Below are 13797 nucleotides of genomic sequence, written 5' to 3'. Positions count from 1 at the left end.
CAAAAAAACTCGTCACCAAGAGATGACGAGTTGATAATAAGAAGTCGCTTACGCTTCGTATTTTTTAAATAATAATGTGGCATTATGTCCACCAAAACCAAATGAATTGCTTAGTGCATAGTCTACGTTCATTTCACGCGCTTCGTTTGGCACGTAATCAAGATCGCATTCTTCCGCTTGGTTCACAAGGTTAATTGTTGGAGGCACGATGCTTTCTTTAATGGCTAATGCAGAGAAAATGGCTTCAATACCGCCAGCTGCGCCAAGCATATGACCTGTCATTGATTTTGTTGAGCTAACCGCTAATTTTTTCGCGTGGTCACCAAAGACATTGTTAATCGCTAATGTTTCAAGCATATCATTATAATATGTACTTGTACCATGTGCGTTAATATAATCAACTGCTGAAGGCTCAACGCCTGCATCTTTCAATGCTTGTTGCATTGAACGCATTGCGCCACTACCATCTTGTGCAGGTGCTGTAATATGGTAAGCATCCCCTGATGCACCGTAACCAACAACTTCTGCATAAATTTTTGCACCACGTGCCAGCGCATGTTCAAGCTCTTCAAGGACAACGACACCTGCACCCTCTGCGATAACGAAGCCATCGCGGTCTTTATCAAATGGACGGCTTGCTGTTTGTGGGTCCGGATTTGTCGATAACGCTGTATTTGAGCAGAAGCCCGCAACCGCTAGTTCGGTAATTGGCGCTTCTGTACCACCTGTAATCATCGCAACAGCATCACCACGCTGGATAACTTTGAAGGCATCACCAATGGAGTTAGTCCCTGTTGCACAAGCAGTTACAGTACATGTGTTAATGCCTTTCGCACCTAGTAAAATCGATACTTGTCCTGCTGCCATATCCGGAATCATCATTGGTACGAAGAATGGACTCACACGACGTGGCCCTTTTTCAGTTAGGTTTTTGTATTGTTGTTCGAATGTTTCCATACCGCCAATACCTGAGCCTAGCCATACGCCGATATCTGCTGCATTATCATCATTGATTTCAAGTGCTGCATCGTCTACTGCTTCTTTTGCTGCGGCAATCGCATAATGTGTAAAGCGGTCCATTTTACGCGCATCTTTTTTTGAAATATATTGTTCAATATCAAAATCTTTTACTTGTGCCGCTACTTTTGCGTTAAATTTATCTGCATCAATACGTGTAAGTGGTCCCACACCTGATTGACCATTTTTCACTGCATTCCAGCTATCTGCTACATTATTACCTACCGGTGTAATTGCACCCATTCCTGTAATTACTACGCGCTTCTTCGTCATTTCGTTCCCCACTTTCATATTATTTCCCCCATCTTAGTGCGATTGCGCCCCATGTTAGGCCGCCACCGAAACCTACTAAAACAAGTAAATCATCGTCTTTAATTTTACCATTTTCTAATTCTTCAACTAAAGCATTACCAATGGAAGCCGCTGATGTATTCCCATATTTCGCAATAACAGATGACATTTTTTCTTCTGGTAAGCCTAGGCGTTCACGTGCTGAGTTCATAATGCGAATATTCGCTTGGTGTGGAATTAATAAATCAACATCTTCTTTTTGTAAGCCTGCTTGCTCAACAACCTTCAGAGCAGATTCACCCATTTGACGTACTGCAAACTTGAAGACTTCGCGACCATTCATAATGATATGCTTGTTTTCATCTTCATATAAATATTTACCGCCAGCACCTTTTGCGCCTAAATCAAATGATAAAATCCCGCGGCCTTCTGATACTTTGCCCATTACAGCAGCACAAGCACCATCACCGAATAAGACAGCTGTATTACGGTCTGACCAGTCTGTGATTTTTGATAGTTTCTCCACACCTATCACTAACACATAATCATATGTATTTGTTGCGATAAATTGTTGTGCTGTGATAGCCCCATACATGAAACCAGCACATGCCGCTGAAATATCCATTGCTGCTGCATTTGTGGCACCCAATTTATCTTGTAACATACATGCCACAGATGGGAAAGGCTGATCTGGCGTTACCGTCGCAACTAAAATCAAGCCAATTTGCTCTGGAGAAATCCCCGCATGGTCAATTGCTTGTTTTGCTGCCTCGTAGGCCATATCTGACGTATCCACATCATCGCCCGCAATACGGCGTTCTTCAATGCCTGTACGTGTACGAATCCATTCATCATTTGTATCAACGATTTTTTCTAAGTCAAAGTTCGTCACGACTTTTTCTGGTACATAACGCCCTACACCAATAAACCCTGCGTTCATAACGTAACCACCTTTATAATCAAATATTAGTATCTGGTCATAATTATAGATAATAAGACTAAAAATTGCAACTATAGAAATACGAACAATGGAAAATCGCCTTTATTTATTCAAAAACAGTATTTCAATGCTTAATGTAGTTATGGTATGATAAGACAGATAGAATAGTAACTTAGAGGTGAAAACAAAATCATGAGATACATTTTCTTAGTAATCTGGTCAGTCATCTTAGTATCTGTATTGAACTACGTAGTTAGCGCAATCAACCAAGGTACTCCAGACTGGAACCAAGGCTTAATCATGTCATTAGTATTCGCTGTATTATTAATCATCATTGATGCCGTAATTCCAAGCGAATCGCCAAAAGCAATCGGTCGCGAAGACCACTAATCAGAAGTCTCGACATTTGTCGAGGCTTTTTACTTTTAAAAAGGACGGACCCGCCATCATAGCGAATCCGTCCTTTTTTATTGTCGTAGCGCTAATGCCACATCTGGCGTATCGGTCATAATGGTATCGACGCCTAACGCGAGAAATTCTTCGATCTGTGCGGCATCATTGACCGTCCAGACACGTAATGTTGGCAATAAATCTTGCCATTGTTCTTGATATTTTAATACGAGCTTTTTACTAATATGGAGCGCATCCAATTGGAAATGGCGCTTATAATCAGCTAGAAGCGCAATGTCATCCTCGATTAGCCAAGCAATTTTTGCGGCTGGTGTTATGTCACGAATGCGTAAAATTGTCGGCAAATGAAACGATGAGTAAATGACGTGTGGCGTCTTTAGCTCATCAACTAATGCCAGTACCTTCTGTTCAATGCCATCATATGTGTAAACATTTGTTTTCAGCTCAATATTCACGATTACTTGCGGATACTTTTGATGAAGCGTTAAGACTTGTCGAAGCGTCGGAATGCGCTCCGCCTCCCATGTGCCGTCATAATTTTTATGCTCACGAAAAGCCGCGGCTGCACGAAATTTTTTAAGTTCCGCATACGTATAATCAATCACTTCTCCGTCTACCCCAGTCGTTCGCTTCAGCGATTCATCATGAATGACGACTAACTCACCATCACGCGTCATATGAACATCAAGTTCAATGCCATCGACCCCTAACTCAAATGCCTTTTGAAAACTTAATAATGTATTTTCTGGATACATCGCGCGAAATCCACGATGAGCAAAAATTTTCGTCATCGTCTGCCCCCTTTTTTCATTTAGTGTAGCACGAAAAAAAGAGAACTGTATGCTTTTACAGTTCTCTCAATAGATTATTATGCTACATTGTCAACGCGAATATTCGCTTCACCGTTATCCAAGTAAACCGTTAATGTTGCACCAGGTAATGTATCGCCACGTAACAATTCACGTGCGACAACCGTTTCAACATGACGTTGGATAAAGCGGCGTAATGGACGTGCACCAAATGCTGGGTCCACCCCTTCACTCGCAATCCAATCTAACACTTCTGGCTCAATCACTAGATTTATTTCTTGAGAAGCTAAACGTTTACGTAATGAATTCAAATATTTGTCAGCAATTTTCACAAAATGCTCGCCTGATAATGAATGAAACATCACGATATCATCAAGACGGTTTAATAGCTCTGGTTTGAAATGACGTTTCAATTCAGCCATCACTAAGTCTTCAGTTGCATGTTCATTTGAGTCATTCATTTCAAGTAAATAATGTGAGCCTAAGTTCGATGTCATAATAACCACTGTATTTGTGAAGTTGACCGTACGTCCCTGACCATCTGTAATGCGGCCATCATCTAAAATTTGTAGTAAAATGTTAGCCACATCTGGATGAGCTTTTTCGATTTCATCAAGTAACACAACCGCATATGGATTGCGACGAATTTGCTCGGTTAATTGACCGCCTTCTTCATAGCCGATATAGCCTGGAGGTGCTCCGACTAAACGAGAAACGCTATGTTTTTCCATGTATTCACTCATATCAATACGGACAAAATGGTCCTCTGAATCGAATAATTGCTCAGCTAATGCTTTCGCAAGCTCTGTTTTACCGACACCTGTTGGACCTAAGAAGAGGAATGAGCCAATTGGTTTATTCGGATCTTGGATTCCTGCACGTGCACGCCATACTGCTTCTGTTACTAACTTCACTGCATCATCTTGCCCAACGACACGTTTGTGTAACGTATCACCAAGTGCGAGTAATTTTTCGCGTTCACTTTGAAGCATTTTCGTTACCGGTACACCTGTCCAGCGCGATACAATGGCCGCGATTTCATCTGATGTCACGTCTTCACGAAGTAAGCGTGTGTCGCCTGTTTCTGTTAATTTTTGCTCTAATTCTTCTAATTCTTTTTTCAATTGTGGAATTTCACCATGACGCAATACAGCGGCTTTATTTAAATCATACTCTGATTCCGCTTTTTCAAGTTCATTCCGTTTTTGGTCTAAAAGCTCACGTTTCGCCTGAATTTCTTGCAAGGCATGTTTTTCGTTGTCCCACTGAGTTTTCATTGACGCAGAAGAATCTTTTAATTGCTGTAATTCCTCACGTAAATTTTTCAAGCGTTTTTCAGAAGCCGCATCCGTTTCTTTCATTAATGCTTGCTCTTCAATTTCAAGCTGCATTTGACGACGTGTCACTTCATCTAGCTCTTGTGGCATCGAATCGATTTCCGTACGAATCATCGCACATGCCTCGTCAATTAAATCAATCGCTTTATCGGGTAAGAAGCGCTCTGTTAAATAGCGATTTGATAATTCAGCAGCTGCTACGATGGCACGGTCATGAATTTTCACCGCATGATGGAGCTCAAAGCGTTCTTTTAAGCCACGTAAAATTGAAATCGTATCTTCAACAGATGGCTCGCGTACAAGCACTTGTTGGAAGCGACGTTCAAGTGCTGGGTCTTTTTCAATATTTGTACGGTACTCATCTAGCGTTGTTGCACCGATACAGTGAAGTTCACCACGTGCGAGCATTGGTTTTAGCATATTACCAGCATCCATTGAACCCTCTGTTTTACCGGCGCCAACAATCGTATGGATTTCATCAATGAATAAAATGATGCGTCCTTCCGCTTCCTTCACTTGTTTTAACACGCCTTGTAAACGTTCCTCAAATTGACCACGGTAGCTCGCACCCGCAATTAATGCGCTCATATCAAGCTCATAAATTTCATGGTCTTTTAAGCCTTCCGGTACGTCACCTTTCACAATACGCTGTGCAAGCCCTTCGACGATGGCTGTTTTACCAACACCAGGCTCGCCAATTAATACGGGGTTATTTTTCGTTTTACGAGAAAGGATACGGATGACATTACGAATTTCTTCGTCTCGGCCAATGACCGGATCTAGCTTCCCTTCTTTAACCGTTTCATTTAAGTTACGTCCATATGTTTCTAACGGATTTTTATCTTGTTCATTGTTCATTTTCATTTGCATATCGAGTCCCACTCCTTCATCGGATGTAGTTCGTCAAAGAATAGTTTGACCTTCTTTGACCTTTTTGATTAATTTCATTATAGTCTCGTTTGCTTCATAATTCAACTGATATGTTTGACCTTTTTTGACTTTTTCTTTCTTTCTTATTCTACGGCTTTGCAGGCATTTGGTTTCACTTTTCTATTCCCTATTTTGCGAGGAATTGTATGAACTTTTTTCAAAACAAAAAAGGCTCGACCATTGCCGAACCTCATTGATTATTTAATCGTATTAAATTTCTTGTTTTTCAATTCTAATACGACATCGCAAGCATTTGCGATGTCACGCTCATGCGTAATGACGATAACGCATTTTTGCTGTTCATGTGCGAGCTCTGCAAATAGCTTAATGATTTCTTGTGAGTTTTGCTCATCTAAGTTCCCTGTTGGTTCATCAGCTACAACGAGCTGTGCGTCACAGCACATCGCACGAACGATTGCAACACGCTGCTGCTGACCACCTGACAGATGCTGTACATTTTTCTTCGCCATGACTTCTGTAATACCGACACGCGCTAGCATTTCAAGCGCATAGGTTTTGCGGTCTTTACGCTGTGAATTGGTAATTTCAAGTGCTGCTAAAATATTATCCACCGCAGACATATACGGCAATAAGTTGTATGACTGAAAAACGATTGAGACATATTTATTACGATAAGCCGTTAAACCAATTTTTTTCATCGATTTGCCGTCGTATAAAATATCCCCTTTCTTCGGAACATCAAGGCCAGCGATGAGTGATAAGAACGTTGTTTTACCAGAGCCTGATGAGCCGAGTATGCCATATAATTTGCCGCTATCAAACGTTAAATTGATGTCGTCATAGAGCACATCATTTTTAGATTGATACCAATAATTGACGTCTTTTACTTCTAACATATTCGATTCCTCCTATGAGATTAAAATTTTCTTTGGTTTCATACGCATGATGCCAATTGAAGCAATGATGACAGCAAGGAAACTAATGCCTAAGCCAAAGCCACCAAGCTCGATTAATTCCTTCATCGATAATGTAATATCTAAATCACTAATTTGCTCCTGTACATCAGCAGCTTGTGACATATTGCCGCCCATTGTAGGACCTCCTTGGCCACCGCCACTTGGTATCCCTGATGGGGCTCCGCTACCTTGACCGCCACCCATTCCAGGGCCGCCTTGTGCATTTGAAGCGGTATCCGTTGTTTGTGTCGTCGTTTGCTGTTCAATCAATTGCTTACCGACAGCGTTGCCGACAAACTGACCGCTCACACCCGCTACTGCTAGCGCAATAACAAGTACAAAGACAAGCTCTGTAAAGAACTGGGCGATGATTTTACTGCGTTTTTCACCTAGAGACATGAGAACACCAATTTCATATTTACGTTCACGAATGGTTAGCATCACGATCAACGCTAGGATAACGGTACCGGCTACTGCTACTAAAATGACGATTTTATTCGCGAAGCTTTTCACGTTATCAAGCGGCTGTACCATTTGTTGATATACTTGGTCATTTGTTGTTAATGCATACGTATCTGTATCTAAGCCCGTTGCTTCTGCTGCTTTCACAAAGGTATCCATTTTTTCTGGATCTGTTACGTTAAAGACAACGGAATCTGCCGTATTTTTATAGTCGCTACCTTTGACTTTATTCGCAAATGTGTATGATGTATAAATCGTGTTGTACGGATTTAATGATGCCATTTGCATACTACGTGCGTCTGTTGCTTCGGTTGATTTATAAATACCGACAACGCTTAATTTATACGTTTTGTCGTCACCTTTAACTTTAATTGTATCGCCAACAGCAATATCATTTGCTTCTGCTAGATTTGTTTCAATGACGGCTTTATTGGAGTCTGCATCGGCTTCTGTAATGCCTACACCATCAATGATTTCCGCTGTGCCACCTGTAAACGATGAGGCAGTTGCTGTTGCATTTGTACCTGAGATTGAAATATCACCTTGTGATGCCATTTCAGGCATTTGCATACCACCTGGACCACCTTGCTGCTCAGTGTCGCTATCATCAGATGAATCTTCTGATGAAATAGCATCAAATGATTTTGCGTTCACAGTCGTTGTTGATGACAATGAGTACGATGACAAGTTATCGAGTGCGGTGATTTTTTCAACATCATCTAAATCAATTGGTGTAATGCTGAAGCTACTAGGGTCTGGTCGCTCGCCATCACGAGTATTCTCCTGCATCTCCTTCATCGCATTTTCCATATTGGCTGAAAGCGTTACTGTAGCCCCCATACTTTTCTTAGCATTTTCTGCGGCTGTAAGTGAGGCGCTTTGAATCGTCAAACCCGCAAGAATGAAAATTAAAATAGCTGAGAATACAAATGTCAGTAGTAGTGAACGACCGACTTTTGCTTTTGTGCTATAAAAAGCACGTTTTAAAAAGTTCATATCATTTCCTCCTATAAGTAAAATGTGTGACCATTGAGTGATTAAAATGGCTTATGCTGTTGTTTACATTTGTTAGTATAGGAGGGTTGTGCGTCAGAAATATGTCAACGTTTAACTTTTTTCAAAATAAAAAAGAAGTCGCCTATTTGCGACTTCTTTTAAAAATTACTTTTCTATGATAGGTTTGCTTCTTTTTTTAATAAGGAAACAAGTTCCGTTGCAGGCAGTACACGAATAGCTGAAAAATTCTCGCCAGCCCACATCGCTAATAAATCTGGACGATCTAATTCGCCCGCTTTTTTTCGTAGCGGCTGTGTCACATAATGTAGCTCTGGATACGCTTGTGGGGCATCATTGTAGCGCAGCATAAAGTCATTTTCTAACCCGCGTGCTAAGCGCCCGGTATAGGCGCGCGTCAATGCTGTCGTCGTAAAATGCCCATCTAATAATGCTTTAATATGCGTTGGCTTCGTTCCGCTCTCCGGACAGCATAGAAAAGCGGTACCAAGCTGCGCAGCACGTGCTCCGGCATCTAGTACTTCGCGAATACTAGCACCATCCATCATGCCACCTGCTGCAATCACCGGAATATCAATAGCCGCCACCACATCTTTTACAAGCTGCACAAGCGGTGGTGTTTCTACTGGGTCTCTATCGTCAAAAGCCGCACGATGCCCTCCCGCTTCAATTCCTTGCACACATACCTCATCTACACCGAGCTTTTCGGCTTGCTGTGCCTCTTCTACTGAGGTAACCGTTTGAACCGTTTGAATGCCGGCTTTTTTTAATTGCAACACGTGCGCTGGTGTCGGCATATTAAACGTGAAACTTACGACCGGCACTTTTTCATCTAGCATAAGCTGAAATTTTGCTGACCACTCATCATCTGAATAGGTATAGTCCCCAATTGTTGTATCGATTAACTCTGCTTCAATTGCGAGTTTTTCACAGTAATTTTTCGTGAGCGCTGTTTGTCCATTCGGCTGTGCTGGCACGAATAAATTGACGCCAAAATAATCCGTTCCAAGTGCTCGTAACGAATGAATTTCCTCCTTTAGCGCAGCAACCGTTTTATAGCCGCCTGCTAAATAACCAAATCCACCCGCCTGTTCAACTGCATGTACGAGCGCAGGTGTCGCATTGCCACCCGCCATTGGTGCTTGAATAATTTCATACATTCTATTCCCCCCTATCTGCTTTAAGCATACCCTATTTTTCGGCATAAAAAAAAGAGGTGGGCTAAGCCCGACCTCTTATAAATTAGCGTACACCTAATGCCATTTTTGCGTAACGTGACATATGTTCCTTAGACCAAGGTGGATTCCATACGATATTTACGTCTACATCTTTCACTTCAGGAAGTTCGAAAAGCGCTGTACGAATTTGGTCAACGATAACAGGACCTAATGGGCAGCCCATTGATGTCAGTGTCATCGTAATCATCGCAGTGCCTTCGTCATTCATATCAATATCATATACTAAACCAAGGTTAACGATGTCGATACCTAGTTCAGGGTCGATGACATTTTCTAGTGCACCTAGAATGCTATCTTTTAAATCTGCTTCAATTGCCATGAGAACGTAACTCCTCTCTCTATAGTAGATACCTCTATCATACAATTAACGCAAATGCTCTGCAAGCCAAGCAACTCCGGCAAGCATCCCGCTACGATTTACTTTATGTCCCTCATTCTTCGCAATATCAAAACGAATCAACTCTGGATTGTTTTCATATAAAGGCTGGAACTTTGCGACATACGTATCGTAGGCCAAATTAAATGGTACGGTTTTATCTTGCTTCCCATGCCAGAAATAAACAGGACGATTGTTTAGTTTTTCAGGTGTTAAGCTTAAATCGAGCGATGTTAGGGTATTCATTAAATCCGTAAGTTCTTGCTCTGTCAGCTGTAAGTCAAAGCCTTGCGCTTCAATTTGTGCTAATTGACCTTTTGCTAATGTCACGTATGTAGCGGTACCCATGTAAACAGCGGCCGTTTCAACAAAGTCGAAAACCTTTAAGCAACCCAGTGTTGTAATGCCGCCCATCGATGTACCAGCTAAGCCAAAGCGACCTGTAAAGCCTTTGCGACGTAGCTCTTCATAAAGGAATTTTACTTCTTGAATATTTGTTAGCACCGTTTCCCAAAAACGTAAGCTCATTTCAATGGTATTCAATCCTTGTGAGCGCTCACCGTGTAAAATAGCATCCGGCATCAGCACACGCATTCCTTGCTGTACTAAATTATATGCGTAGTGAAGATTATGCTCTTTCGCACTTTGAAAACCATGAATGAAAAGTACGATTGGTGTATCAGCAGTCGCCTTTTCTTCATCATAAACGTGTAACAAAGGGATATTTCCCCATTTTTCATTAGCTACTATCATGTATTTTCAGCTCCTATTCATTCCTATCCTATCAAAAATGCCATTTCATGACAAAACTTTGACGCAGTACAAAAGAAAAAGTAAACTTATTTCGATAGTATTTACGATTTAGTAAGAAAGGGGTAAAAATATAATGAAGCCTCATTTAATTGTGTTAGACTTAGATGGTACGCTATTAACTGATAACAAAATAATTTCTGCACATACAAAGCATGCACTCAAAATGGCACGTGCTGAGGGACATCAGGTCATGATTGCGACAGGGCGTCCTTATCGTGCTAGTAAATTATATTATAATGAATTAGATTTAATGACACCGATTGTTAATTTCAACGGTGCCTATGTTCATCATCCGAGAGCCGCAGCCTTTCATGCGATGCACACACCGATTGGCTTGCCTGATGTGCATGACATCGTAGATTCGCTTGCACCGTTTCAGCTTGATAATATTTTAGCCGAGGTGAAAGATGACGTGTATATCCAAAATCATGATGCGCGTCTACTCGATATTTTAAGCATGGGGAATCCCGTTATTACAGAGGGGCCTTTAGCTCAAACGCTTAAATCTTCACCTACTAGTATTTTATTGCAAGCAAAAGAAAATGATGTAGCAGTGATTCGTAAGCATTTAGCGGATACAAAAGCTGATTTAATAGACCATCGTCGCTGGGGAGACCCGTGGCATGTTATAGAAATTGTACATCGTGGTATTCATAAAGCAAAAGGTGTTGCGCATGTATCGCGTGAATTAGGTATTCCACGCGAACGCATTATTGCTTTTGGTGATGAGGATAATGATTTAGAAATGATTGATTATGTAGGTCTTGGTGTTGCAATGGACAATGCCATTCCTCAATTAAAAAACATAGCGAATGAAATAACAGCCAGCAATAACGAGGACGGGATTGCGGCGCTTTTAGCTGATCGATTACAGCTGAAATTATAGGAGGTTTTTTTATGAAAATTTTTACCGATAGTGCCTGTGACTTACCAAAGGCATATTTTACTGAGCATGATGTCCATTTATTCCCACTACGTGTTGAAATTAGTGGTCAAGAATTTGACGACGTAGTAGGCATCGAGCCAATCGAAATTTACAATCAAATTCGTAACGGCAATCGCCCGAAAACATCCCAAGTATCACCTGAAGCATTCTTAACGGCTTTTACAGAGCTTGCAAAATCAGGCGAACAAGGCTTATACATTGCCTTTTCTTCTAATTTATCAGGCACGTATTCAACAGCAATGATGCTGCGTGAGCAAGTACGCGAAGAGTATCCTGATTTACAGCTTGAAATTATCGATACGAAGTGTGCATCACTTGGTATGGGACTTGTTGTTGAAGAAGCCGTGCGTTTACGTGATGAAAACTTCTCATATGAAGAAGTCATCAACCGCACACGTTTCCAAGCGGAGCATATGGAACACCTCTTTACAGTAGAAGATTTAGATTTCCTAGCAAAAGGTGGTCGCGTGTCAAAATCTAGCGCATTTATCGGGGGCTTATTAAACATTAAACCACTAATGCATATGGAAGATGGCAAACTTGTGCCGATTGAAAAAATTCGTGGCCGTAAAAAAGTCTTTAAACGCATTATCGAAGTAATGGCTGAACGCGGTGAAAACTTATCAGACCAAGTGATTGGTATTTCACACGGCGATGATATGGATGCTGCAAATGAAATGAAACGTATGATTGTTGATGCTTTCCATCCAAAAGCCGTTCAAATCGAGATTGTTGGTTCAACGATTGCGTCTCATACGGGTCCAAGTGTTATTGCAATTTTCTTCTTAAATCGCCAATTTAACGCATAAAAAAACAGGGGTCGCGACTGCGACTCCTGTTTTTTTATGCTCATTAGTTACCGAATAAATTAATACCTACTGGTAAATAGCTACCTACTAGGAATGTGATAATAAAAACAACGATAAAGCCAATCATAAAGCCTTTGCCATTTTTACCTTTTTGACTCTTCACTAATGCCATTTCCATTAAGCCAATTGTGACAACACCTAAAACAAGCTTGATACCATACATCATATCGTTGATGCCATGGTAATTTAAGAATAATAATAGGCCTGAAACAATAATGAAAATGTAGAACAAGCGTAAAATCATATGTGTTACTTTACGACCTTTTGCATCTGGTTTTGAGAAATAAGCAACGAAAAATAAAATGATGCCGACTGCCCAAGCCGTGATGTGCAAATGCGTCGTACTAGATAATGCGTCCATCATAATGATGTCCCCCTCAAAAATTTAAATTTGTGCACTTTTATCGTATCAAAGCCGTTTTAACTATACAACTGATAAAAACCCCCTGGACCAAAGTTCAGGGGGTTTTGTGCCGAATTCGACAATTATTCGAAACGATTCACTAAAGTACCGATACCTTCGATTGATACTTTCACTGTATCGCCTGCTTTTAAAAATTGTGGTGGTGTCATCCCTTTACCAACACCGGCTGGCGTACCTGTTAAAATAACATCTCCTGGCTCTAATGTCACAAGGCTTGAGATTTCAACGATCAAGTCTTCAACTGTGTGCATCATTTGGGCAGTTGTGCCATTTTGACGTACTTCGTCATTTACTTTTGTTACGACCGTTAATTTTTGTGGATCAGGAATTTCATCTTTCGTTACAAGGTATGGACCCATTGGGCAAGAACCATCTAATGATTTCCCTAAGAAATATTGTTTATGTTTATCTTGTAGGTTACGTGCTGTAATGTCGTTGGCAATTGTATAACCAAATACATAGTCGAACGCTAAACCTTTCGGAATATTTTTCCCTTTTTTACCGATAACTACGGCCAATTCACCTTCGTAATCAAGTGAATCCGTTACATCTGCATGCACAGATAATGTTTCTTCATCTGCTGCAATGGCAGTTGGCGCTTTAGTGAATACGACGATATCTTGAGGTGCTTCGCCGCCCATTTCTTTCGCATGCTCACTGTAGTTTTTACCGACGCAGATAATATTTTTCGTCGTACGTGGAATCGGTGCTAACCATTCAATTTCTGTAAATGCACGTTTGAAATCTGCTGGATTTTCTGATTTCTCCGCAGCCTCCACTAACTTACGTGCAGCTTCAACGAATTCAAAGCCAAATGTCATCCCTTCAACGATTGTTTTAGCGAATGATGGTAATACTTGTAGTTGTTCTTGGATTGCTAGCACGTCCCAAACGGCTTCCTCTTTTTTTACTTTAGGTCCGAAGCTAACAACATCGTTATAGCGAAATGATAAAATTTTCATGAATAGTAGCACTCCTTCTTCTTTTTTCCATCATACATCAT

General features: G+C 41.0%; 14 protein-coding genes. 3 read left to right on the top strand and 11 right to left on the bottom strand.

The window, feature by feature from the left end:
• Positions 1-48: 48 nt before the first annotated feature.
• Positions 49-1290 carry a beta-ketoacyl-ACP synthase II gene (gene fabF, locus KTHG_RS01975; protein ID WP_044527251.1) on the bottom strand — a complete coding sequence of 414 codons (1242 nt, stop codon included), beginning with the start codon at positions 1288-1290 and terminating at the stop codon, positions 49-51.
• A 19-nt stretch (positions 1291-1309) separates the two neighbouring features.
• Entirely contained in the window at positions 1310-2248 is a 939-nt protein-coding gene (locus tag KTHG_RS01970) for a beta-ketoacyl-ACP synthase III (protein WP_020189241.1), read from the bottom strand.
• Between the two features lie 192 nt (positions 2249-2440).
• Here KTHG_RS01970 and KTHG_RS01965 point away from each other — a divergent pair, with 192 nt between their 5' ends.
• Complete coding sequence (locus KTHG_RS01965; RefSeq protein ID WP_020189240.1) at positions 2441-2638, top strand: YjzD family protein; 198 nt, start codon at positions 2441-2443, stop codon at positions 2636-2638.
• Between the two features lie 77 nt (positions 2639-2715).
• Here the strand turns inward: KTHG_RS01965 and KTHG_RS01960 are convergent, their stop codons facing one another.
• From KTHG_RS01960 to KTHG_RS01930, 7 genes are all read right to left on the bottom strand, one after another.
• Complete coding sequence (locus KTHG_RS01960; protein WP_020189239.1) at positions 2716-3450, bottom strand: glycerophosphodiester phosphodiesterase family protein; 735 nt, start codon at positions 3448-3450, stop codon at positions 2716-2718.
• 77 nt (positions 3451-3527) lie between these two features.
• Positions 3528-5675 (bottom strand): ATP-dependent Clp protease ATP-binding subunit, encoded by a 2148-nt coding sequence (locus KTHG_RS01955; protein WP_020189238.1) that lies wholly within the window; start codon positions 5673-5675, stop codon positions 3528-3530.
• Between the two features lie 257 nt (positions 5676-5932).
• The gene (locus KTHG_RS01950; RefSeq protein ID WP_020189237.1) at positions 5933-6592 is read right to left on the bottom strand and encodes an ABC transporter ATP-binding protein; all 660 of its coding nucleotides are present in this window, start codon (positions 6590-6592) and stop codon (positions 5933-5935) included.
• A 12-nt stretch (positions 6593-6604) separates the two neighbouring features.
• Complete coding sequence (locus tag KTHG_RS01945; RefSeq protein WP_020189236.1) at positions 6605-8110, bottom strand: ABC transporter permease; 1506 nt, start codon at positions 8108-8110, stop codon at positions 6605-6607.
• 173 nt (positions 8111-8283) lie between these two features.
• Positions 8284-9288, bottom strand: a complete 1005-nt coding sequence (locus tag KTHG_RS01940) for an NAD(P)H-dependent flavin oxidoreductase (protein ID WP_020189235.1) — start codon at positions 9286-9288, stop codon at positions 8284-8286.
• A gap of 82 nt (positions 9289-9370) precedes the next feature.
• On the bottom strand, positions 9371-9685 hold the full coding sequence (locus tag KTHG_RS01935) for a metal-sulfur cluster assembly factor (protein ID WP_020189234.1): 315 nt from the start codon (positions 9683-9685) through the stop codon (positions 9371-9373).
• Positions 9686-9730: 45 nt separating this feature from the next.
• Complete coding sequence (locus KTHG_RS01930) at positions 9731-10495, bottom strand: prolyl oligopeptidase family serine peptidase (RefSeq protein WP_020189233.1); 765 nt, start codon at positions 10493-10495, stop codon at positions 9731-9733.
• A 133-nt stretch (positions 10496-10628) separates the two neighbouring features.
• On the opposite strand from KTHG_RS01930, the gene KTHG_RS01925 reads away from it, so the two are divergent.
• Both KTHG_RS01925 and KTHG_RS01920 read left to right on the top strand, forming a co-directional pair.
• Positions 10629-11441: a Cof-type HAD-IIB family hydrolase gene (locus KTHG_RS01925; protein ID WP_020189232.1), complete on the top strand. Its 813-nt coding sequence runs from the start codon at positions 10629-10631 to the stop codon at positions 11439-11441.
• 11 nt (positions 11442-11452) lie between these two features.
• On the top strand, positions 11453-12310 hold the full coding sequence (locus KTHG_RS01920) for a DegV family protein (protein WP_020189231.1): 858 nt from the start codon (positions 11453-11455) through the stop codon (positions 12308-12310).
• A 43-nt stretch (positions 12311-12353) separates the two neighbouring features.
• Here KTHG_RS01920 and KTHG_RS01915 read toward each other — a convergent pair whose 3' ends face one another.
• Positions 12354-12731 carry a YisL family protein gene (locus KTHG_RS01915; protein ID WP_044527248.1) on the bottom strand — a complete coding sequence of 126 codons (378 nt, stop codon included), beginning with the start codon at positions 12729-12731 and terminating at the stop codon, positions 12354-12356.
• A 125-nt stretch (positions 12732-12856) separates the two neighbouring features.
• Complete coding sequence (locus KTHG_RS01910; RefSeq protein ID WP_020189229.1) at positions 12857-13756, bottom strand: fumarylacetoacetate hydrolase family protein; 900 nt, start codon at positions 13754-13756, stop codon at positions 12857-12859.
• Positions 13757-13797 lie beyond the last annotated feature (41 nt).

Origin of the sequence: Kurthia sp. Dielmo, from assembly GCF_000307285.2 — a bacterium.
Classification (GTDB): domain Bacteria; phylum Bacillota; class Bacilli; order Bacillales_A; family Planococcaceae; genus Kurthia; species Kurthia populi.
The sequence above is the reverse complement of the archived record's forward strand: the minus strand, read 5'-3'. Positions and strand labels throughout refer to the sequence as shown.